The organism is Psychrobacter sp. JCM 18901, from assembly GCF_000586435.1.
Lineage (GTDB): Bacteria > Pseudomonadota > Gammaproteobacteria > Pseudomonadales > Moraxellaceae > Psychrobacter.
Genome location: NZ_BAWH01000005.1, coordinates 119,754 through 141,934 on the forward strand (window position 1 = coordinate 119,754; position 22,181 = coordinate 141,934).

Genomic DNA, 22,181 nt, shown 5'->3' on the forward strand with positions numbered 1-22,181 from the left:
ATTAGCGAGCTCCTACACGGCGCGACAGTTTCCACTGCATGATATTAATGGTCAGCAAGATGACAAATGATATGAGTAGCATAAATAGTGCAACCGCAGAAGCACCTTGAATATCAAACTGCTCAAGCTTACTGATAATGATGAGTGGCAAAATCTCAGACTGCATCGGAATATTACCCGCGATAAAGATAACTGAGCCATACTCACCAGTGGCACGAGCAAACATCATACCTGCACCCATTAGCAAAGCAGGTAACAACTCTGGCAAAATCACTTTACGAAAAGTCGTCAAACGATTAGCGCCCAATACTGCAGCCGCTTCTTCAAACTCAACAGACAGCTCAGCAAGTACGGGCTGCACCGCACGGACAATAAAGGGGAAGCTCACCACAACCAGTGCTAGCCAAATACCTATCGGCGTAAAGGCAACCTGAATATCGAACTTGGCAAACCATTGACCAATCAAACCATTAGGTGCATATAAAGTGGCAAGCGAGATACCTGTAACGGCCGTTGGTAGTGCAAATGGTAAATCAACCAAGGCATTAATCAGTGACTTACCCCAAAACTCATAGCGGACAAGTACCCATGCGACCAATGTGCCAAATACCATATTGGTCAGCATCGCCAAAAACGACATCCATAAGCTTAGCTTGATAGCGGCAGTGACTTGCGGCTGGGTAATGGTTTCCCAAAAGCCCGTCCAACCCATCTGCGTCGTGGTATAGGCCATCATGGCAAACGGTAGCACCACCAATAACGACAAGCTAAAGACAGTAATACCCATGCTCAGACCGAACCCGGGTAGCACATTGCGCTGACGCAAACGGGTCAGCCAACCTTTTTTTTGTTGCCGGGCTTACTGGCAGAAGAAGATGTTGCACTCATAGTGATGTCCTATTGCCTAACTGATGGTACTTAGCGAGGGTGCTCACTGTAAGACCATTGTTACCATTGTTATCAAAATTATTATTGGTCGGCTTATGATATAAAGGACATAGTGCGTACGACCATGTCCTTTACGGGGTGCTTCATGACTGACTGTACGATTAACTGAGTTAATCCGTTTCAGTGGTTAGCGCAGTAGCTGCTCTAAGTACTTAGCAAGTGATTACTGAGGCGCGTTAATTGCCAATTGGTCAAATACACCGCCATCGCTGAAGTAAGTGCTCATGATCTCATCCCACGTACCAAAGGCATCGTTCGGGCGGAAAGTCTCAACTGGCGGTAGTTTGTCACCGTTTTTGTCAAGCACGCTCTTAACGCTAGGACGTAGATATAGATTGGCCGCTAGTTGCTGAGCAGGTTCACTCCATAAGTAATCAAGATACGCTTTGGCAGCGTCTGTAGTGCCTTTTTTTATCTGTTACCGTCTTCACAATTGCCACAGGGCTTTCTGATTTGATTGAGTATTTTGGATAAACGATGTCTACTTGACCCGCGCCAAAATCAGTTGCTGCAAGGTTGGCTTCGTTTTCAAACGTGACCAACACATCACCAATACCGCGCTGTACGAAAGTCGTTGTCGCGGCACGTCCGCCGTTTTCATAGACTTTGACATTTTTTTAGCATGTCTTTTACGTAGCCTTTAGCTTTTGTTTCATCTTTATTAAAAGCATGTAGACCATAACCATAAGCACCCAAGAACGCATAACGACCGTTACCTGTCACTTTTGGATTGGCCATGACAATCTCAACACCGTCTTTGGTCAAATCTTCCCAGTCTTTGATGTTTTTTTGGATTGTCTTTACGTACCAAAAATACGATCGTACTGGTAAACGGCACTGCGTTGTCTGGGAATTTGCTTTCCCAATCTGACTCAACCAAGCCTTTTTTTCTCAAGCAGCTCAATATCAGAGCCTTGGTTCATGGTAGCAACATCGGCTTGTAGACCGTTGGCAACAGACAATGCTTGCTTACTTGAGCCGCCATGTGATTGTTTGATTAAGATATTGCTGTTTGGGTTCTCAGCTTTGTAGTGCTCCACAAACAGAGGGTTGTAGTCTTTATAAAAGTCACGTGCCACATCGTATGAGACATTCAGTAGCTCGATATTTTGCCCTTCTGTCGTCGCTGAACCATCAGCTGCGGCCTCAGTAGTCTCACTGTTGCTACAGCCAGCTAGACCAAGAGTCAAAGCAACGCCAGCAATACTCAAGGCACTAAGAGTTTTACTTTTCTGTTGATAACGAGCTATGTCTGTCATAAATACCTCAAAGATGTCTGTTGTGTAATGCAAGTATGCTAACAGCGCCATCTTATTATGTTTAATGATGAATATGCGTATGTTATTGCCAAAAGGGAATAACCAGTAAACAAAGCTAGATATATCAATAAGTTGTTAAAAGAATCTGTATGTATAACTGACTGTTTGTTTATTGATGGTTTTAATACTGGCATGCGCCCTATCTATCTTGTCCGCGTTTCATTGAAAGCGGCTAAGATAGATAGTTCTATAAACTGAGAATTAACGACTAATTCGTGGTTGCCAGCTGATCAAAGCGGCCGCCATCTACAAAGAAAGCATCCATAATCTCTGCCCATGAGCCAAACACAGCCACAGGTTCAAACGTTTCAATATCAGGCAAAGTATCTTTGTGAGCAGCTAGGATTTTCTCATCACTTGGACGCATATACATTTTTGCCATGAGCTCTTGGGCAGGCTTATCCCATAAGCCTTTTAGATAAGTACCAGCCGCTTCCGTCTTACCGGATTTCTCAGTCACTGCCGTTACGACCGCTACTGGGTTGGCAATCGTAATCGAATAGCTCGGGTATACAATATCAACGTTACCCTTTGCAAATTGCTGGGCAGTCAAATGTGCTTCGTTTTCGGTCGTGATCAACACATCACCTAGACCACGCTGAGTAAAACTTGTCGTCGCAGCGCGTGCGCCATTGTCATAAGTAACCACGTTTGCCAGCAGCTTTTTGATAAAATCATTGGTTTTTACAGGGTTTTCATTACTGCTTTCTTTGAATTGGTGCAAGCCATAACCATAAGCACCCAAGAAGGCATAACGCGCCGTGCCACTGGTTTTCGGGTTCGGGATGACCACATCGATATCATTACGTGCCAAATCTGACCAGTCTTTGATATTTTTTGGATTACCGGCGCGAACCAGTAGCACCATGGTGCTGGTGTACGGCACGGCATTATTTGGTAGTGCTTGTTGCCAGTCAGCAGCGACCAAGCCTTTCTCCACCAACAGATTCATATCGCTCTCTTGGTTAAAGGTCACTACATCGGCTTGTAGACCATTGGCGACAGAGAGCGCCTGCTTACTAGAGCCGCCATGTGATTGATTGATATTTACTTTGCTATTTGGGTGAGTCTTCTGATAGTCGGTACTGAATAAAGTGTTGTAGTCTTTATAAAAGTCGCGAGACACATCATAGGAGACGTTGAGTAGATTGACATCCTGTGTCCCGCCACTTGCATTATTCGTCGCGTCATTTTGCGTCGCTTCTGTTGGACTGCAGCCTGTCATTATCATCGCTGCTGCGAGCATGCCGCTGGTGGCAAGTACACGCGCTTTTACAGGCTTATTATTAGTTGATTGAATGCTAGCAATGCTGATTTGTTGGAATTTTTTTTGCATGATGCTCTCGATAAAGGTATTAGAAGCGTTTTGTCAAAATCTTGACCATCATCACAGAGCCTACAATCTTTTGAGTTCGGTTGTCGGGATGATGCAAGCTATGCTAGCAGCATAAATAGCAAACGCTTAGTGACGAATTAGCTTATCGACTAGTGAAGTTGGCATAAGTGGGGCTAGCAATCGTTTTACAGCATCAAGCATAAAACGAGGTAAATAACTGCTGGCAGGTTTATTAAGTAGACTATGATTTGGGTAGGCTGTACCATTATTTGTACGTTATGAAGTTTGCTGTATCAATGATACTTTCATCATCTCGCTACTATGCAAACCTTACCCTCCTACTTGACCAAAGGCCCTTATATGAATACTTCATACCGTCAATTTCGTTCTATTGTAGGGCTAATAATGATGACCTCTACCCTAGCTGCTTTAACAGGCTGTAATAGTATGTCGCCTACGGTGAATAGTGATAGTCACAGCGCTGTTAAAATAGTCACTAGTGGAACACTAGCCATGCCAGTGAGTAACAACAATATTCTTGGAGACAAGGTTTCAGCGGATTACGCTACTGCCGACTACGACAAACGAGCACAAGGCTATGATTGGTTGGCGTGATGGTACGAGCAGATGGTGATCGACAGATTGACATTAAAGTTCGCTCACGCAGCGATATCAAAAAACCTACTTGTCATTTCGATGGTAAGGCAACACTCATGGGACAAGATACTGCTCACGGTACGATTTTTCAGGCAAAGGTAAATGACAGTACGGCTTTTTTTCCAATTTAAGGGTGACACTCTCGTCATCGACAGCTCAGATAAATATGCACTGAACTATTTTTGCTCAGGTGGTGGCTCTCTTGCTGGAGAATATAAAAAGCTGGCAGCAGGTTTAGATATTTAAGAGACAGCGCTAGTATGCGTTAAGTTGTTTTCCATTTTAAAAATAGTGATAAAAACAAAAAGGTGCCAGACCATAAGTCTGACACCTTTTTTACGACTGGCTTAATACAAGTTTTTTATACTGATGATGAGTCTTTATACAGCAGATGCACCCGTTAGTTTCACCTCAGCACGCTCTTCTTTTGCAATGCCGGCATAGTAGTCACGCAAAATCTGTAATACTTCTGGACGGCTAAAGTTATCTGGTACATCTTCGTCTTCTGATAGTGCTTTACGCAGCTTAGTACCTGACACTTTAACGTGCTCAGAGGCGTCATGCGGGCAAGTCTTATCAGAGGCCATCGCATTACAAGCATTACACCAGAACGTCCAGCCAATTTTGAGCGGCTGAGTGATAAGGTCGTCTTTACCAACATGTTCAAAAATCGTTTGCGCATCAAACGCACCATAGTAATCGCCAACACCAGCATGATCACGACCGACAATCAGATGGCTACAGCCATAGTTTTGACGGAATAGTGCATGTAGTAACGCTTCACGTGGGCCAGCATAGCGCATATCCAACGGATAGCCTGCTTGGATAACAGTATCTTGTCTAAAGTAGTTATCAATTAACGTTTTAATAGCTTCTTGACGGACTTCTGCTGGGATATCGCCAGGTTTCAATGCGCCTAATAATGAATGAATCAATACACCATCACAGATTTCAATCGCAATCTTGGCCAGATATTCATGTGAGCGGTGCATTGGATTACGCGTTTGGAATGCCGCCACTGTTTTCCAGCCTTTAGCATCCAAAATTGCGCGCGTTTCTGCTGGCGTTTTGTAGATTTCTGGATATAACGTTGGGAACTCACCTTCGCTAAGTACTTCAACACTACCGGCAATATTGACGGCTTCTTGGTTTAATACTTGCTGAACACCTGGATGCTCTGAATCCGTGGTCGTAAATACTTGCTGACACTCGTGCTCTTTATCGATGGTATAAGTCTCTTCTACCGTCAAGATACCCATGACTTCACCATCTTGAGCGACCAATGCTACTTTGTCACCTTGACTCAAACTATCCGCAGTTTCTTTTGGCGCAGACAAAGTGATAGGAATTGGCCAAAACAAGCCAGCGTTTTCACCGCTTTGCAGACGCATGTTGTCTACCACGCCCTGCCAGTCCGCTTGATTCATAAAACCATTTAACGGAGTAAAACCACCAATACCGAACATGATTAAATCACCACGCTCACGTGAGCTTAGAGTGATGGTCGGCAATGTGCTGGCAAGCTCTAATGCTTGATCACGTGCTGCACCGTTTAATAATAGTGGCTTAAGCTCTGCACTACCATGTGGTGGAACCAGCTTTGATTTGAATTGTGATTGGGTTTGGCTTTGAGTTTGAGACATATAGTTATTAAAACCTCTTATAAAAAGAATGGTTGGAAGAGATGAGCAAAAATGCAAAAGCGATTAAATGTACAAAACTGAGAAGAAAGCCGTCGCTAGATAATAAGTAGCGTACTAGCGACTGGGCATTAAATTTGATACGCATAGGCTACCTAACTTTCGTTATGAAAATTTATGCTGTGTTTGGATATGGATATGTCTGAAAGGAATTTATGTTTCTGGCTACAAGCTTATATGATGTATAGCTGAATTATTTACATTGCGAACGGCAATAAAACCTATTACACACGCAAATCATTTTCGTCGCTGATTTTAAGATTAAAAACAAAACTGAGATTACGTCATGTATCAATATAATTACGCTAACCAGACTTTGGTAGAGGAACGAGTTGCCCAATTTCGCGACCAAACCGAACGGTTTTTGGCAGGCGAGCTGCCAGAAGAGCAATTTTTGCCGCTGCGTTTGCAGAACGGTCTTTATATCCAGCGTTATGCGCCTATGCTCCGTATCGCCATTCCTTACGGCTTGCTTGCCAGCTATCAGCTACGCAAATTGGCTGAGATTACCCGTAAGTATGATAAAGGCTATGCACATGACCACCCGTACCAATATGCAGCTGAACTGGCCAAAACTTGAAGAAGTGCCAGATATTTTGGCGGAGCTGGCATCGGTACAGATGCATGCCATCCAAACCTCAGGTAACTGTATCCGTAATACGACAACGGATCCTTATGCGGGTATCCATAAAGAAGAGATTGCCGATCCACGTCCTTATTGTGAGATTATCCGTCAGTGGTCAACCTTTCATCCTGAGTTTGCCTTTTTACCGCGCAAATTTAAGATTGCCGTCATTGGTACCGCCAATGATCGGGCAGCGACGCAGGTGCATGATATCGGACTGCATTTAAAAACCAATGAAGAAGGCGAGCTTGGCTTTGAAGTGATCGTTGGTGGTGGCTTAGGACGTACGCCAGTGATTGGCAAAACCATTAATAAATTTTTACCACGCCATCATTTACTCAGCTATTTAGATGCGATTTTGCGCGTCTATAATCTGCATGGTCGCCGCGATAATAAATTCAAAGCGCGTATCAAAATATTAGTCGAGAGCATGGGCGGTCCTGCCTTTGCTAAACTGGTCGACGCTGAATGGGAAGCACACACCAAAGATGGCTCATTAACTCTAACCGATGCCAACTTTGACAAAGCCAGTAGTTATTTTACCGAACCTGATTATCTAAGCTTTGATGCGCTCCAAGTACAGTCGGACTTGCAGCAGCAATTAAACGCTGATAAAGACTTTGCCAATTGGTATAACCAAAATACGGTCGCCCATAAAATCGCAGGTTATCGCGCCGTGGTGATTTCGTTAAAAGCAGGGTTGGTCAATGGTAAGTACGTGCCTTCAGGTGATATCAGTGAGTCGCAAATGGACGCCCTCGCCGACCTCGCTGATGAACATAGCTTTGGTGAATTGCGTGGCACCTATCAGCAAAATCTGGTTTTCGCTGATGTACAAACCAATGAGCTTTATGAATTGTGGCAGCAGCTATCAGAATTGCATTTAGCGCGCGCAAACATCAACACCCTAACGGATATGATTGTCTGCCCAGGTTGGGACTACTGCTCGCTTGCCAATGCAACGACGCATAACATCGCTGAACAAATCGAAAAGCAGTTTGATGATTTAGATTACTTGTATGATCTTGGTGATATTCGCCTAAACATGTCAGGCTGCATGAATGCTTGCGCCCATCATCACACAGGTGATATCGGCATCTTGGGTGTGGACAAAAAAAGGCGAGCACTGGTATCAGATTAGCCTTGGCGGTAACTCTAGTAATGACGCCAAATTGGGCAAAATCTTAGGAAAAGCGGTGCCAGCGGATGATGTGGCCAGCACGCTACAAACCATTTTAGATGTGTATCTCGATATACGCGGCACTAACGAACAAGATGTTGAGGGTTTTGGTGACGTGATTGACCGCGTTGGTATCGCCCCCTTTAAGGAGAAGGTCTATGGCTAATCATCATGTGCTTGATAGCCATGGCGCAGACATCAGTGGCGAAGATACTTGGCAAGCGCTAGCGACAGCGCAGCTGCCTGACGGTATCGCGTTATCAAGCCTGACCTTGCTTGAGCTGTTACACAAACAAGAAAAAGTTGATGTACTTGTCCCACTAGCAGATTTATTAAATGCTGATGGCAAACTGGCAAACGGTTTGCTAGAGCAAGTATTGGATATCTTCAAGCAGCACAGCAGCCGATTGGGTGTGTGGATCACATCCAACACCGATGCTGATGATCTGCCTGATGTAAAAGACTTTTTATTGACGCAAGACTTGATCGTCATTCATGTCCCAAGTTTTGTAGACGGTCGCGGTTTTAGTTTTGCACAGACCCTGCGTCAGCTTGGTTATGAAGGTGATATTCGCATGGCAGGCGCGTTTGGTCGTGATCAAATCGCTTATTTGCTGCGCGCTGGTGCGACCAGCTTTGTACTCAATGAGCATGATGCTAAATCTGATATTAGCCAAGCCTTCACTGCCCTAGCCAGTAGCTATGATGGTCGAGACGCTTCAGCATTACCGATGTTCTCAAAAAAACTGATTTTATTATTCACTATCAAATCGCTATTTTTATATTAACAATTATTAAGGAATGTATTATGAGCCAATTACACCCAAACCTAGATATCGACCAAGCAAACCAAGATTTGCAAGGTAAATCACCTGAGCAAATCGTTGAGTGGGCATTGACGCAAGCCAAAAACCCAATCATCACCACCAACTTCCGTCCTTATGAGTCAGCGATCTTGCATTTGGTTGCCAAGCAGCGCCCTGACATCACGGTATTGTGGGTAGATTCAGGCTATAACACCGATGCGACCTATCAGTTTGCCAACAAATTGATTCGTGATCTTGATCTCAACGTCGTGACGTATATTCCAAAACAAACCGCTGCCCATCGTGACGCCACCATGAATGGTATCCCAGGCATTGACAACCCGCAACATGGCGAGTTCACTGAACAAGTGAAACTTGAGCCATTCCGCCGCGCCCTTGCTGAGCTAAAGCCTGACGTATGGTTTAACGCGATTCGTAAAGACCAAACTGAGTTCCGCCAAGGTCTTGATGTACTTAGCTTATCAAAAGACGGCGTACTAAAGGTAGCGCCATTGTTTGAAAAAACAGATGCTGATCTAGACGTGTACTTAGATGAGCACAACTTGCCAAACGAGCATGACTACTTTGATCCAACTAAAGTAGAAGAAAGCCGTGAGTGCGGTCTGCACACGCAGTTGTAGTAAGTTGCTGACTGTAGCTATTGTTTGTTGAACAATGGCTGTATAAATAAAAATCCCGCTTGGCTCTTAATAGAGTCATTAAGCGGGATTTTTTATACCCTGTTCTATCTATAAGTCAAAAAAAATCTAAAATGGGTACAAGGCAGTCGATTGCAGATTGTACAAATAGTACCTCTAGGGAGAGCAACGCCGTAGCCTTTTACTAGTTCTCTGACTATATATCAAAAACTTACCGCTATTCCTATTATTAGCTAAAATATGAATTAATATCTCAAAAACGAATATACTAATGCCAATTCACTAGGTGAGAGTGTGCCTGTGATACCTCATAATGGCGACATTCCTTATATCTTTTCTACCTTTTATAATAAACAATTAAATATATGGTGACATTATGAACACCTTCCCGCTATTTTTTTAAATTAGAAGACCGTAAAGTGCTTATCGTGGGCGGCGGCGAAGTGGCACTGCGTAAAGCGGACTTGCTCAGCCGTGCAGGCGCCTGTATCACTATACTTGCACCCGATATCAGCCACGAGCTACAAGCCTTACTCACTGACAGCAAACATGAATTTATCTATGAGAACTATAATAAAACCTATATGTCAGGCGCACGGGTAATCATTGCCGCGACTGACGATGAGACGCTGAACCACCAAATTCATGCAGATGCGACTGAGCTAAACATTCCAGTCAATGTGGTCGATACCCCGCATTTATGTGACTTTATCTTTCCAGCCATTATCGATCGCAATCCCATTGTGATTGGTATCTCATCAAATGGTAAAGCGCCAGTATTGGCACGTCTATTACGGGCACGCCTTGAGACATTAATCCCGCAAGGCTATGGAAAATTAGCCAAGCTGGCAGGTGAATTCCGCAGTGAGGTAAAAGCCAAGATACCAACGCTTACTGGCCGTCGTCAGTTTTGGGAGCGCGCATTTGAAGGCCAAGTCAGTCAGCTAATGTTCGCCGGTAATGAAACTGAAGCGACTGCACAACTGCAAGCTGATTTGGATAGTACTGCCGCTGCTATCAGTAAGAAAAGCGACGATACAGACTCGGTTAGAGAGTCAGATGCTATCAAGCCCGTCGCATCGCATGAGCCAGAAAAAGAGTTACCAGCCATTGGTGAAGTCTATATTGTTGGCGCAGGCCCTGGTGATCCAGAACTTTTAACCTTTAAAGCACTGCGTCTAATGCAACAAGCGGACGTGGTGTTTTATGATGCTTTAGTCTCACCGCAGGTCTTAGACTTATGCCGCCGTGATGCTGACAAAGTATTCGTCGGTAAAAAACGCAGCAATCATACAGTTGCGCAATTAGGCATCAATGAGCTGCTCGTCAATCATGCCAAACAAGGTCGCCGTGTGGTGCGTTTAAAAGGTGGCGATCCATTTATCTTTGGACGTGGCGGCGAAGAGATCGAAAGCCTGCGGGCACATAATGTGCCATATCAAGTCGTACCGGGTATCACTGCAGCCAATGCCGCTGCTAGCTATGCAGGCATTCCGCTCACTCACCGTGACCATTCACAATCAGTGCGTTTTGTGACAGGATTTTTGAAAGCTGGTGCACCTAACAGTAACTTTAAGAGTTTCTTAAATACTGATGAGACGGTCGTATTTTATATGGGTCTGCACTCGCTGGCACGTTTGACTGAAGGCTTGGTTGACGCTGGTCGTAGTAGCGAGACGCCGATTGCTATCGTCTCTAATGCGAGTATGTCCAATCAGCAAGTATTGACAGGTACGCTTGCAACGATTGTTGCCAAACAAGAACAAGCACAATTGCCAACGCCTGCCCTTCTCATCATGGGCGACGTGGTCAGCTTGCATCATGATTTGGCTTGGTATAATTTACAAAATCAGCAGCACAGTCAAAACAGCGATGATATAGCTAAAAATTGGTTGCGTGAAGGCTCAAGAGGTGAAGCAGTAAAACAACCGATAGACCAACAAGCACATGCCCTATCGATGGTCGCAAATCTTGCAACACAGCAAGGAGATGGTCTGGAGCAATTGATTGTTGACTAGCGCTTACTGCTAACCTGCAAAACGATGAGTCTCAAATAAGAAGAAAACCCTACCAGTATATTATTGGTAGGGTTTTCTTTTGGCAACAGCGCAAATCTCAACGATTCTTGCTAGAATGAAGACTTTCTACTGCTCATAATCATAGTCTACTTATGCCCATACCTGATGCTAGCTTGTCTTCTTCTTTGACCACGCAAATGAAACCTTTGACCATATTGCATACCTCAGACTGGCACTTGGGGCGACGCCTATATGGGCGTCTTCGCTATGAAGAGTTTGAGTTATTCCTGCATTGGCTACAAGACACCATCAGCGCACAGCAAGTAGATATATTGATCGTCGCAGGTGATATCTTCGATACCATGACCCCAAGCAATAAAGCCCAAGCGCTGTATTATGAGTTTTTGGGTAAGGTCTCACGCTCCTGCTGTCAGCATGTGGTTATTGTCGCAGGGAATCATGACTCACCGACATTTTTAGACGCGCCAAGCAATGTGCTTAAGTTTTTGAACGTCCATGTGATTGGCACTGCTTGTGATGACTTGGAAGATGAAGTATTGGTCTTGGGTGATGACGACAACAACAACCCTCATTGTATTATTGCTGCTGTACCCTATTTGCGCGATCGGGATGTACGTAGCAGTAGCGCTGGCGAGTCCGCAGATAGCAAAGACGCCAATGTTATCGCTGGTATTTGCGAGCATTATGACAATGTCGCAGACATTGCGAAGACTAAGCAAGCTGACTTAAACAAAACGCATCAGCGATATATTCCTATCATCGCCACAGGGCATCTATTCGCGTCTGGTGGCAAAACAACTGAGGGTGACGGTGTACGCGAGCTCTATGTCGGCTCACTAGGTAAAATATCTGCCGATATGTTCAATGATGGCTTTGATTATGTCGCTCTTGGGCATTTGCACGTACCGCAGCGCGTTGGCGGTCGTGAGAGTATTCGCTATTCAGGCTCACCCATCGCGATGGGTTTCGGAGAGGCCAAACAGCAAAAGCAAGTATTGCTGGTACAGTTTGGTGCCGCAGAGCATTTTGATAACGACATTTTAGGGTTAAACGTCGCACCTGATAGTATTACTCCTCATGCTATCGATACAGCTGCTGACATTGAAGTCGCCCAAGTGAAAAAAATCAGTAGATAAATTAGCAGAAAAAAACCGCTAAAAAAAAGTGTCTAGTCAGGAACTGCCTTTCATGGATGACTTGTTTGGCTTTGATGAGCCATTAGAAGATGAGGAAGTTAAAAAATCTACTGTCGTAGAAAATACTCCTATTCAGCCTGAGCAATATAAAAGCATTCGAGAAACTTCTACTGACGCCGTGAATAGCAATAAAATTCTACATCGCGATGACGCTAATCAGATGCAAGTAGTATCCCTACCCATTCCAAAGTTCCAACAATTGGCGCAAATATCTGGTGACCTAACCACAATTGAACAAACCATTCAAGCGCTTACACAATCGGACTCTATTTGGCTAGAGATTGTCTATACAGGTGACGAAATCGTCAGTGATTTGCGTGAGCAAGTGCAAGCAATGGTAGAAGGGTTGCCATGTGAAGTGCTTAAGATAAAAAAAACACTCGTACTTATAATAAAGTCCTCAATCAGCAGCAAACATCTGAGAACTTGCAGGACTTGAATGAGATGGAAGTATTTGAGCGCTGCTTGACGCTCAATGACATACCTGACTCACAAAAAGACTCGTTGCGTGATGCCTATGGTCAGATACTTTATAACTTACGTCATGAAGACAAACAGGCAGAATAATAAAAGTGATATTTCATACCATACTTCCTTATCTTTCTCAATTTTTCGCAATTGCGGCTATTACCAATATTAAGACTTATCCATGCGCCTAATCGAACTCAGACTAAAAAAACCTCAACTCCCTAAAAGGCGAATGGCACATTGATTTTGCTGACACCGCTTTTACCAATGAAGGTATCTTTGCGATCACAGGACAGACTGGCGCTGGCAAGACCACCATATTGGATGCGATTTGTCTGGCGCTATATGGTGAAACACCAAGGATCAACAGTATCAGCAAAAGCAGCAATGAAGTAATGACGCGGCAAACAGCGGAATGCTTCGCTGAAGTCGTGATTGATTTAAATGGTGAGCAGTACCGCTGCCGTTGGGGACAGCGCCGTGCTTATAATAAGGCAGATGGCAATCTGCAAGACGCAACTCATGAAATTGCTAAGATAAACGTTGATGACTCGTCAAAAAAAGATGAGCTGTTAGAGAGTACCTTAAAGCATACCAAAAATAAAATAATTGAACTGACTCGGATGGATTTTCAACAGTTCACTCGCTCTATATTGCTGGCTCAGGGCAGTTTTTCAGCTTTTTTTGAAGGCAAAAGCTGACGAGCGTGCCGATATTTTAGAGAAAATTACGGGCACTGATATTTACGCAACTATCTCCACACAGGTTCATAATAAAAAACGCACTGAAGAAGAGATATTGAGTAAACTGCAATATGGTTTAGACGGGTTGATGCTTTTAAATACCGAAGAAGAAGGTCAATTAAGAGCCGATTTGCAGTCATATCAAAAGACCCAGAGTACGCAGCAGCGAGAAATTCAAGATTTGGTCGAAAAGATAAAGTGGCTAGATAGCGTCACAGAATCGAAAGAAAAACTGAATACTTATCAAAATGATCTAGCGCAGGCTCAGCAGGCTCAGCAAGACTTTATCCCTAATGCCAAACGCTTGACCGCTGCTAATAAGGCGTTGGAGATTGATAGTCAGTTTGGTGAGTTATCATCTACCCGCAAGCACGTTAACGAATTAAGCCGAGAAAAAGCGCAGCTCGAATATGACTTACCTAAGCAGCAAGCACTCACAAAAAGCGCTCGCACACAGCTAGAGAAGCAACTAACACAGCGTCAAGATGCAGAAAACACAATGCAAATTGCACGGCCTAAAATTCAGAAAGCACGTGACCTCGACAACGAGATTGACCAGCAACGTCGCGCTTTAAACGATACACGTGTCAGACATGACACACTTCAGGCAGACGCTGAGCAACTGCTTGAAAATATTGCCGCGCAAAAAAAGCATTGCCATAGATAAAGAAAACCAAAGCGCGCAATTGACCGAAAAACTTACCGGTACTGATAATTTAAGCTATTTAGACGGCGATATTGCCATTTTTGATGAAAAGTGCAGTCGCCTAAAAGCGGTAATACATCAAAATTCAGTGCTTTCGCAAGACAAGATACGCCAAACACGTGAATTAGAAGAATACAAAACCGCATTGGTAGTACAACAGCAACGCCAACAAGCACAAAGTGATAAAAATGAAGTCACCCAAAAGCAATTAATCGCACTAAAAAAAGCACAAAGCGAGCTGATTCAAGCGCAATCGGTCACACAGATGCGTGAGACACAAGAGCAGATAGACAGCACTAGCCAGCAGCTCGATCAGCTGCGCTTTCATGACCAGCAGCGCCGTGACCTTAACGCACAAGTGATACAAATCACCAGTCACATCGAGCAGCTAGAGAGTGAAATCAATGGCTATGAAAAGTTGATTACAACGAAAAAAAGCAAGCCTCAAAAGTACGCAAGAAAAGCACCAAGACAAATTGAATCAGCTACAACTACAACAAAAGGTTGCGGCGCTAGAGAACTATATTGCCGATTTACAAGACGGTACACCTTGTCCTCTATGCGGTGCGCTTGAGCACCCTTACGCTCAAAATCACCCGCACCTTTTACCCGATGACGAAAACTCCCAATTAGCGCAGTATATTAGTGTTTTAGATGAACAAATTACCGAGCTGAATAAAAGCATCACTGCCCAGCAGATTGAGCAGGCAAGTAAACAAAGTACGCTTGCGAGTAAAAAAAATCAGCAAGCCGAACTCACTGCGCAAATACAGCAGCATGATACCGCCATAACAGAACTGCTGTATGTCATCAGCCAGCAGATGAATGATGAAAACTTAGCTGACAGTACTATTGCCAACTTGATACAACCGTTACTGGCGTTGGGTAGTGATAACGATATCGTGCCAGTGCTTACCGCCAGCAAAAACAAATTAGCGACATATAAAGACCGTATCAAAGATTCGTTAGCACTCTACGACAGACTTCTTGAAGATATGAGCCGTTTGCGTAAGACGCTAGAGACGGCGTCACAAGACCAGCAAGTACTAGCAAATGATATCACTGAGCAGAGATACAAAATCACCATTACCGAAAGTAATATAACGGGTATTGACAATAAAATCACAGAGAACTTTGCTGAACTACAAACGCTCATTACCGCCATTTTGCAGCGTATTGACCCTTATGCTGCCAGTAGCTATCCGACAGAGGCGCTGAGCACCTTGCAACGTGCGCCCGAGAACCTACAGTTGTTATCGGCTAGCATTAAACAGCAAAAAAATTCTGAGCAATGCAGATTATGATAGTTATCTTGAAGAACTACGTCAGCAGCGCCGCGCCCTCGTACAGCTAAAAGACGCTTTCGCTGAAGATAAGGACAAACAGCAGACAATACAGAGCGACCTTGAACGCATAAAAGCATATATTGAGAATAAAGAAGCACAGCTAAAAAAAGATACCGATTCGCTTAACAGTCTAATGCAAGCGAAGAATAAACAAATAGCTGCACTAACCCAGTTTCAAGACGAACGCGCAGAGGTTTTTGAGGCGGCCGACCTAGAAGCAGCTGAGCGTACGCTTAGAGACACTCTAGAGCAAGCACAAGAGGCGCACAGTGTTGCCCAACGACAACTGGATAAAGAGACGTATAATTTGCAACAGCTCATAAAGCAGCAAGAAAACTTAGCCAATCGTATCGAAGCAGCTACGCAAACCTTAGACACGCAACATACTGCATTTAATAACACACTTGCCACCTCCAGCTTTGATACGGAAGCAGAATTTTTGGCGGCGCGCTTGCCCATCGATGAACGCAATACACTTAAACAGCAACAACAGCATATCGATTACGCACTAAGACAAGCGCAGTCTTTATTGGAAGACACCCAAAAGACACTTGAAGCTAAGCAAGCTAATCCGCTAACAGTAGACGATAGAGGAACGCTTGCCCAACAGCAATCACAAGCCCAAGATGAGTTTAACAAACGAATTGAGTCAATCGGTGCAATCAGTCAGCGTTTAAAAGACAATGAAGATAAGAAAATCACCCAACAGGCGCAGGTTGATGCCATTAATGCCCAAAAAGATAAACTGCAAGTTTGGCAACAACTGCATAAATTGATTGGCTCATCTGATGGCAAAAAGTTCCGTACTTTTGCTCAAGGACTTACCTTCGATCTCATGGTCACTCAAGCCAATACGCAGCTGCAAAAATGAGCGATCGCTATTTGCTGGCTCGTGATGATAATAGTCCACTTGAGCTAAATGTAATTGATAATTATCAAGGTGGTGAAATTCGTAGTACTAAAAACCTTTCAGGCGGCGAAGGTTTTATTATCAGCCTAGCATTAGCATTAGGTCTCTCACAGATGGCCAGTCAAAATATTCGGGTAGATTCGCTATTTTTGGATGAAGGGTTTGGTACATTGGATGAGGAATCTTTAGACATTGCGCTTGATACACTGACCAATCTACAGCAAGAAGGTAAATTAATCGGGGTGATATCCCATGTTCAGGCGCTAAAAGATCGCATTTTAACCCAAATTAAAGTTGAAAAGCTCTCGGGCGGATTCAGCCGAATCAGTGGTCAAGGGTGTCATAAAGTCGTCAGTGAAAAAGTATCATAAGTTAGGTTAATCACTTAAACCATTTTTTTTAGACAATAAAAACCACCGAACATGAAGGACGGTGGTTTTTTTGTGCGACAGTTTCAGTTTGATATTATTTCATTACTTAGTTACTAAACCACTAAGCTCACTCATTAATACTGACAACGTTGAAAGACCGATTTGACCTTCTTCATCGTTGCTATGCAGCTCATCTAACTTATTCATCTCTGTGGTGACTGCTGCAAGCTGATCGACGTGTCTTGCTCTCCATTCACTAAATGCTTGCTTAGCATCTGGTTTTGAGAGTACCGCATCCATTAATAGGCGCAAGCTGCGTGATAGCTCGTTCACTAACGCATGGCGAGCACGGCGATCCCAATAGTCTTGTTGTGGTAGGCTCGCAATATTTTCCATCATCCAGTCTAACTGCAACACTTGATAAGCTTCGAAGTATAAAGTTGCAATCTCATCGACAGGACGCTCATATTGCTCAGCAAGCAATGCAGCATCAAGCGCATCGACATGGTACGGTAGCATCGCAAATAGCGTAGCGTCATTATCAGACAGATCTTTTTGCATCAAGTGCTTGGTATCTTCTTGCAGATATTGTGCAAACTGCTGCTCGATAAAACCACTTGGCTTAGTCAGTTTTTCTACGCTTTCACTGAAACGGCTAATCATATCAGCGACTTGCAAGTTTTGACCGAAGGCATTGATAAACCAGACCACACCGCGCTCCAGTGAATCACGTAGACGTAGCTCAAGGTTCAGCAGTAACGTCGCCTCAACTTGATTGTCTAGAGCTTCAAGTGCTTTCCAAGCGCGCGATACGTTGAATACATCACGGCTAATCGCATAACCACGTACGATAGTAGCTAGTGATTGATCGGTTTCCTCAAAGAGACGGAATAGCGCTTCAATACCTAAGCGGTTGACCACACTGTTGGTCAAGTAAGTACTGATAATCTCGCGATGCAAACGGTGTTCAGTCATCTCGTCAAAGAAGCGTGACGCAAGCTCATCTGGGAAGTACTTACGTAGCTCATTGATAAAGTACGGATCATCTGGTAAATCAGATAAGAGTAGATTGTCATAAACCCACATTTTGCCATAAGCCAAGACGACTGCTAGCTCAGGATTGGTCAGACCAGTATCTGCTTTTTGGCGCTTCGCAATCTCTTCGTCTGATGGTAGATACTCAATTGCACGATCCAGACGCCCTTCACTCTCTAGCATCTGAATAAAGCGCTGATGATCACTCAGGTTGGCTGCGGCACGAATATGGCTGAGCTCAATCGCTTGTGGTTGTAAATAATTTTGGCGCAATACCAGCTCTGCAACGGTATCAGTCATACTTTCAAGCAATTCATTACGTTGCTTCAGCGTCATATCGCCTTGCTCGACCACTTTGCCGAGTAGGATTTTGATGTTGACTTCATGATCTGAGCAGTTTACACCACCTGAATTGTCAATAGCGTCAGTATAAATACGACCACCCGTTTGTGCGTATTCGATACGCCCTTGCTGAGTAAAGCCTAAGTTACCACCTTCCCCCACGACTGCCGTACGCAGCTCGCCACCATTGACACGGACGGCGTCATTAGCGCGGTCACCGACATCGGCATGACTTTCGTTTGCGCTTTTCACGTAAGTACCGATACCACCGTTCCAGATGAGATCAACAGGCGATTTTAGTAATGCACTAATCAACTCATTAGGCGCAAGGCTATCTTCACTGATATCGAACAGCTCTTTCATCTCAGCACTGATAGTGATGCTCTTATCTTGACGTGAGAACACGCCGCCACCTTGACTGATAAGCGACTTTTCGTAGTCATCCCACGTAGAGCGTGGCATTTCAAACAAGCGTTCACGTTCTGCATAAGAAGCAGCAGTATCCGGATTAGGATCAATAAAGATATGCAAATGGTTAAAGGCAGCAACGAGCTTAGTATGCGTTGATAGCAGCATACCATTACCGAACACATCCCCACTCATGTCACCAATACCGACAACGGTAAAGTCATCACGGTTTTGGATGTCCATACCGCGCATACGGAAGTGACGTTTGACCGACTCCCAACCACCGCGAGCGGTGATACCCATTGCTTTATGGTCATAACCTACTGACCCACCTGATGCAAAGGCATCATCTAGCCAGAAGTTGTACTCTGCTGCTAGCGCGTTGGCTATATCAGAGAAAGTAGCTGTACCTTTGTCTGCTGCGACAACCAAGTACGGGTCGTCCTCATCATGACGTACCGTGTTGGCTGGCGGGACGATGTTGCCATCTACAATATTGTCTGTGACATCAAGCATGCCGCGTAAGAATGTCTGATAGCAAGCGATACCTTCTGCTTGGAATGCCTCACGACCATCAGCCATGCTCTTGGTTTTTACAATAAATCCGCCTTTAGAGCCTACAGGGACGATTACTGCATTTTTGACCATCTGTGCTTTGACAAGGCCAAGTACTTCGGTACGGAAATCTTCCATACGATCTGACCAGCGCAGACCACCGCGAGCGACTTTGCCGCCACGTAAGTGCACAGCTTCGACGCGTGGTGAATACACAAATATCTCAAACATTGGCTTTGGTTTAGGCAAGTTTGGAATGTCTGCTGCCAAGAACTTAAATGACAGACGATCTTTGCGCTGACCATCACTATCAACTTGATAGAAGTTGGTACGTACCATCGCATTAATCAAATCTAAGTACCAGCGCAAGATACGATCTTCGTCTAGACTATCTACATCTGCTAGCGCAGCGGTGATTTGCTCTTGAATGGTAGCAGCCTTTTCTTGACGCGTATCGAGGCTATACTTAGGATTCATACGTGCGTCAAACAAACTACCTAACGCGACACTGATATCACTGTTTTTGACCACAGTTTGCTGAATATAAGCACTGGAGAATGGCGCACGAGCTTGTAGCATATAGCGAGACAGCGCACGTAATACGACGACATCGTAAGTGTCGAGCTTAGTCGTTAATACCAATTCATTAAATGAATCGCTTTCAACACGACCTGCCAGATTTGCTTGAGGCTGTCTTCGAACTGACCACGCACGACTTGCATATTGACCGTATCGACATGCTCTAGGGTCAGTTCATACTCTTGCATCCAGATAGGCTGCTCTGGCAAGTCAAACTCATAAGTCTGTGCTGAGATAACTGACACACCAAAGTTTTCAAGTATTGGCAATACTTTTGACAAGATAACCGGCTGCTCGCGACCGTATAGCTTTAGGTGGAGCTGGTTACGTGCATCGCCTGTCGACTGGTATAAGTGCCAAAGCATCGGCTGCTCTACGGTCAGTCCCGCCAAACGCTTCGTGTCTTCGACTGCGGTACGAGCATCAAAACGCTCTTGGTAGGCAGCAGGGATATAGTTTAAAAAGCGACGATTTAAAGCGTTGGCTTGTTGCTCACCCACATTGTCGAGTAGCATTTTTGATAATTATCATCCCATGATTGCATGAGTGCTGATAATTTGGCTTCAAGTGTGGCGATATTAACGTCATTCACCTGACCTGGGACTGTACGAACATGGACATGGACGCGGGCGTGCGCAGATTCATTGAATTCAGTGGTAAATCCTGAAGACATACCGTTATAGGCGTCTTTTAGGACGTTTTGTACTTTAATACGTAGCTCGGTATTGAACTTATCACGCGGGATATAGACCAAGCACGAAACAAAACGCTGATAATGGTCAATACGGCTAAATAGACGTAAGCTCTTTTTGTCTTGTAGTTGAGTAATGCCCGAAACAATTGGGTATAGCTCTTCGACGCTGGCTTGGAACAGATCATCACGCGGTAAGGTGTTAATCACATGCATCATCTTGTGATGAGCGTGACCGTCACGTGGCAAGTCCGCCATCGCCATAATTTTATTGGCTTTTTCGCGCAATAGCGGTATTTGCTGTACAGTCAGCTGATAGGCTTGTGATGTAAGCAAACCGATAAAGCGGTATTCACCAATTAGGTTACCATTATCATCGAACTTATGAATGCCCAAAAAGTCCATATATACTGAACGATGCACAGGTGATACACGGCTTGATTTAGACAGCATCAACACGCGCGGCTCAGTTAATAATTGCTTTAAGCCTCTAGGCAACTGGCTAAAGCTTTCTGATAGCTTGTCTTTCTCAGAACCACGTAATAGACCCAGACCACTGTTACCAATCGCAAATAAATCTAAATCGGTCGGCTCAGAAGTCACTTCGATAGACTGACCACCTTCCAAGCGGTATTCACGATAACCTAAGAATATAAAGTGATCGTCTAAGATCCAATCTAAAAACGCTTGGATTTCTTGTTGTGAGTAGAATACTTCTGGTAGCGGCTTAGTTGAAAGCTCAGTTTTGATGTCGTTTAGCTGTGCACGCATCTGTTTCCAGTCACCAACGACTGTATCAAGCGTGTCAATTTTTGACATCAGCATTTGTTGCAGCGCTTCCAAGTCTTCGTTGTCTTGGTAAGCAATTTCACAATGAATCAATGACATATGTGAAGTGGCACTTTCATGTGCGCCTTCGATATGGGTGATATCACCATTGTCATCACGCTCAACACTGATAATGATGTTGTAAGTACGATGAACATCGATACCTTCAGCTTCTAGGCTCATCAAAATCGTATCAACTAAGAACGGTCTATCATAAGCTGCGATTTGAATGACAGTGTGCGAGCTGTGAAAGTGCTGCTCTTCTGCTGCTGGGTTTAGTACTGTCAGCTGCGGCTTGCTACCGTCGTAAGCTTTGAGTAGTGTAAAGTGATGTAGCGCCATGCCCGCCAAGTCAGCATTACTAATCGCCTCTGCAGTTTCTTGATGCAGCGGCTGATAATAGCTATGAATAAAATGATCAAATAGCGATTTGTCTTTTTGTACATAACTGGTAGCAATATCGCTTATCTGGCTAATGCGCTCTTTTGCGATACTGAGGGAGTTTGGCATTTCCTGCGTCCTTTTTTTATAGATTTGGTTTAACATTTATTTAAGTTTATCGATTTAGATTGACTACTGTTACTGCATATTCATCATTGGTGCAACGGTGCAGTATTTTCATTCACGCGACTTATTTTATTTTTACAACAGTTAGAAATTTTCTCCTTTTTTTGCTCTTATTTCTTATTAATATGTAGCCATCAGAATTTAATACTACCAATATAGTGAAGTGT

General features: G+C 44.2%; 19 protein-coding genes and 3 pseudogenes. 15 read left to right on the plus strand and 7 right to left on the minus strand.

Translation table 11 applies throughout. From position 1 onward, the window contains the following. Position 1 precedes the first annotated feature (1 nt). The 3 genes and pseudogenes from cysT to TT11_RS05885 all read right to left on the minus strand — a co-directional run bounded on the left by cysT (position 2) and on the right by TT11_RS05885 (position 3,603). Positions 2 to 787, minus strand: coding sequence for a sulfate ABC transporter permease subunit CysT (gene cysT / locus TT11_RS05875; RefSeq protein WP_370587799.1), 786 nt, complete (start codon positions 785 to 787; stop codon positions 2 to 4). 324 nt (positions 788 to 1,111) lie between these two features. Further along, positions 1,112 to 2,207: pseudogene (locus tag TT11_RS05880) on the minus strand (sulfate ABC transporter substrate-binding protein). 268 nt (positions 2,208 to 2,475) lie between these two features. Further along, entirely contained in the window at positions 2,476 to 3,603 is a 1,128-nt protein-coding gene (locus TT11_RS05885) for a sulfate ABC transporter substrate-binding protein (protein WP_261869504.1), read from the minus strand. A 360-nt stretch (positions 3,604 to 3,963) separates the two neighbouring features. Between TT11_RS05885 and TT11_RS05890 the strand changes: the two genes are divergently transcribed. Next, positions 3,964 to 4,218, plus strand: coding sequence for a hypothetical protein (locus TT11_RS05890; RefSeq protein ID WP_261869506.1), 255 nt, complete (start codon positions 3,964 to 3,966; stop codon positions 4,216 to 4,218). Continuing rightward, the gene (locus TT11_RS05895; RefSeq protein ID WP_261869507.1) at positions 4,218 to 4,391 is read left to right on the plus strand and encodes a hypothetical protein; all 174 of its coding nucleotides are present in this window, start codon (positions 4,218 to 4,220) and stop codon (positions 4,389 to 4,391) included. The genes TT11_RS05890 and TT11_RS05895 overlap by 1 nt, the downstream gene beginning before the upstream one ends. Before the next feature lie 249 nt (positions 4,392 to 4,640). Here the strand turns inward: TT11_RS05895 and sat are convergent, their stop codons facing one another. Then, entirely contained in the window at positions 4,641 to 5,903 is a 1,263-nt protein-coding gene (gene sat, locus TT11_RS05900) for a sulfate adenylyltransferase (protein ID WP_261869508.1), read from the minus strand. A gap of 343 nt (positions 5,904 to 6,246) precedes the next feature. Here sat and TT11_RS05910 point away from each other — a divergent pair. From TT11_RS05910 to TT11_RS05960, 13 genes and pseudogenes are all read left to right on the plus strand, one after another. After that, positions 6,247 to 7,931: pseudogene (locus TT11_RS05910) on the plus strand (nitrite/sulfite reductase). Beyond that, positions 7,924 to 8,553, plus strand: a complete 630-nt coding sequence (locus tag TT11_RS05915) for a DUF934 domain-containing protein (RefSeq protein ID WP_261869512.1) — start codon at positions 7,924 to 7,926, stop codon at positions 8,551 to 8,553. Before TT11_RS05910 ends, TT11_RS05915 begins: the two are co-directional and overlap by 8 nt. A gap of 20 nt (positions 8,554 to 8,573) precedes the next feature. Beyond that, positions 8,574 to 9,212, plus strand: coding sequence for a phosphoadenosine phosphosulfate reductase family protein (locus TT11_RS05920; protein ID WP_101205909.1), 639 nt, complete (start codon positions 8,574 to 8,576; stop codon positions 9,210 to 9,212). A gap of 394 nt (positions 9,213 to 9,606) precedes the next feature. Further along, positions 9,607 to 11,248, plus strand: a pseudogene (gene cysG, locus TT11_RS05925) (siroheme synthase CysG). 152 nt (positions 11,249 to 11,400) lie between these two features. Continuing rightward, positions 11,401 to 12,405, plus strand: a complete 1,005-nt coding sequence (sbcD, locus tag TT11_RS17085; protein ID WP_370587793.1) for an exonuclease subunit SbcD — start codon at positions 11,401 to 11,403, stop codon at positions 12,403 to 12,405. A 52-nt stretch (positions 12,406 to 12,457) separates the two neighbouring features. After that, positions 12,458 to 12,904, plus strand: coding sequence for an exonuclease SbcCD subunit D C-terminal domain-containing protein (locus TT11_RS17090; protein WP_370587794.1), 447 nt, complete (start codon positions 12,458 to 12,460; stop codon positions 12,902 to 12,904). A gap of 5 nt (positions 12,905 to 12,909) precedes the next feature. Continuing rightward, positions 12,910 to 13,032: a hypothetical protein gene (locus tag TT11_RS17095; protein WP_370587795.1), complete on the plus strand. Its 123-nt coding sequence runs from the start codon at positions 12,910 to 12,912 to the stop codon at positions 13,030 to 13,032. A 140-nt stretch (positions 13,033 to 13,172) separates the two neighbouring features. Further along, positions 13,173 to 13,634, plus strand: coding sequence for an AAA family ATPase (locus TT11_RS05935; RefSeq protein WP_370587800.1), 462 nt, complete (start codon positions 13,173 to 13,175; stop codon positions 13,632 to 13,634). Further along, complete coding sequence (locus tag TT11_RS05940; RefSeq protein ID WP_261869514.1) at positions 13,618 to 14,343, plus strand: hypothetical protein; 726 nt, start codon at positions 13,618 to 13,620, stop codon at positions 14,341 to 14,343. The genes TT11_RS05935 and TT11_RS05940 overlap by 17 nt, the downstream gene beginning before the upstream one ends. Further along, entirely contained in the window at positions 14,303 to 14,956 is a 654-nt protein-coding gene (locus tag TT11_RS05945) for a hypothetical protein (protein WP_261869516.1), read from the plus strand. Before TT11_RS05940 ends, TT11_RS05945 begins: the two co-directional genes overlap by 41 nt. Then, positions 14,859 to 15,686 carry a hypothetical protein gene (locus TT11_RS05950; RefSeq protein WP_261869517.1) on the plus strand — a complete coding sequence of 276 codons (828 nt, stop codon included), beginning with the start codon at positions 14,859 to 14,861 and terminating at the stop codon, positions 15,684 to 15,686. The genes TT11_RS05945 and TT11_RS05950 overlap by 98 nt, the downstream gene beginning before the upstream one ends. Continuing rightward, entirely contained in the window at positions 15,613 to 16,599 is a 987-nt protein-coding gene (locus tag TT11_RS05955; protein WP_261869519.1) for a hypothetical protein, read from the plus strand. The genes TT11_RS05950 and TT11_RS05955 overlap by 74 nt, the downstream gene beginning before the upstream one ends. Then, a complete protein-coding gene (locus TT11_RS05960) occupies positions 16,596 to 17,009 on the plus strand; it encodes an SbcC/MukB-like Walker B domain-containing protein (protein WP_261869521.1) in 414 nt (137 codons plus the stop codon). The genes TT11_RS05955 and TT11_RS05960 overlap by 4 nt, the downstream gene beginning before the upstream one ends. Before the next feature lie 102 nt (positions 17,010 to 17,111). Here the strand turns inward: TT11_RS05960 and TT11_RS05965 are convergent, their stop codons facing one another. The 3 genes from TT11_RS05965 to TT11_RS05975 are packed head-to-tail and all read right to left on the minus strand — an operon-like array spanning position 17,112 to position 21,957. Beyond that, entirely contained in the window at positions 17,112 to 19,991 is a 2,880-nt protein-coding gene (locus TT11_RS05965) for an NAD-glutamate dehydrogenase (protein WP_261869523.1), read from the minus strand. After that, complete coding sequence (locus tag TT11_RS05970) at positions 19,982 to 20,443, minus strand: NAD-glutamate dehydrogenase (RefSeq protein ID WP_261869524.1); 462 nt, start codon at positions 20,441 to 20,443, stop codon at positions 19,982 to 19,984. The genes TT11_RS05965 and TT11_RS05970 overlap by 10 nt, the downstream gene beginning before the upstream one ends. Beyond that, the gene (locus TT11_RS05975; RefSeq protein WP_261869525.1) at positions 20,401 to 21,957 is read right to left on the minus strand and encodes an NAD-glutamate dehydrogenase; all 1,557 of its coding nucleotides are present in this window, start codon (positions 21,955 to 21,957) and stop codon (positions 20,401 to 20,403) included. The genes TT11_RS05970 and TT11_RS05975 overlap by 43 nt, the downstream gene beginning before the upstream one ends. Between the last annotated feature and the right edge of the window lie 224 nt (positions 21,958 to 22,181).

What these genes read in the sequence shown, in the direction of transcription:
- TT11_RS05970 (WP_261869524.1), bottom strand. Translation starts at nt 20,443, where the DNA reads ATGCTACTCGACAATGTGGGTGAGCAACAAGCCAACGCTTTAAATCGT.
- TT11_RS17090 (WP_370587794.1), top strand. Translation starts at nt 12,458, where the DNA reads ATGGATGACTTGTTTGGCTTTGATGAGCCATTAGAAGATGAGGAAGTT.
- TT11_RS05885 (WP_261869504.1), bottom strand. Translation starts at nt 3,603, where the DNA reads ATGCAAAAAAAATTCCAACAAATCAGCATTGCTAGCATTCAATCAACT.
- cysT (WP_370587799.1), bottom strand. Translation starts at nt 787, where the DNA reads ATGGGTATTACTGTCTTTAGCTTGTCGTTATTGGTGGTGCTACCGTTT.
- TT11_RS05960 (WP_261869521.1), top strand. Translation starts at nt 16,596, where the DNA reads ATGAGCGATCGCTATTTGCTGGCTCGTGATGATAATAGTCCACTTGAG.
- TT11_RS17095 (WP_370587795.1), top strand. Translation starts at nt 12,910, where the DNA reads ATGGAAGTATTTGAGCGCTGCTTGACGCTCAATGACATACCTGACTCA.
- sbcD (WP_370587793.1), top strand. Translation starts at nt 11,401, where the DNA reads ATGCCCATACCTGATGCTAGCTTGTCTTCTTCTTTGACCACGCAAATG.
- TT11_RS05890 (WP_261869506.1), top strand. Translation starts at nt 3,964, where the DNA reads ATGAATACTTCATACCGTCAATTTCGTTCTATTGTAGGGCTAATAATG.
- TT11_RS05920 (WP_101205909.1), top strand. Translation starts at nt 8,574, where the DNA reads ATGAGCCAATTACACCCAAACCTAGATATCGACCAAGCAAACCAAGAT.
- TT11_RS05915 (WP_261869512.1), top strand. Translation starts at nt 7,924, where the DNA reads ATGGCTAATCATCATGTGCTTGATAGCCATGGCGCAGACATCAGTGGC.
- sat (WP_261869508.1), bottom strand. Translation starts at nt 5,903, where the DNA reads ATGTCTCAAACTCAAAGCCAAACCCAATCACAATTCAAATCAAAGCTG.
- TT11_RS05895 (WP_261869507.1), top strand. Translation starts at nt 4,218, where the DNA reads ATGGTACGAGCAGATGGTGATCGACAGATTGACATTAAAGTTCGCTCA.
- TT11_RS05975 (WP_261869525.1), bottom strand. Translation starts at nt 21,957, where the DNA reads ATGCCAAACTCCCTCAGTATCGCAAAAGAGCGCATTAGCCAGATAAGC.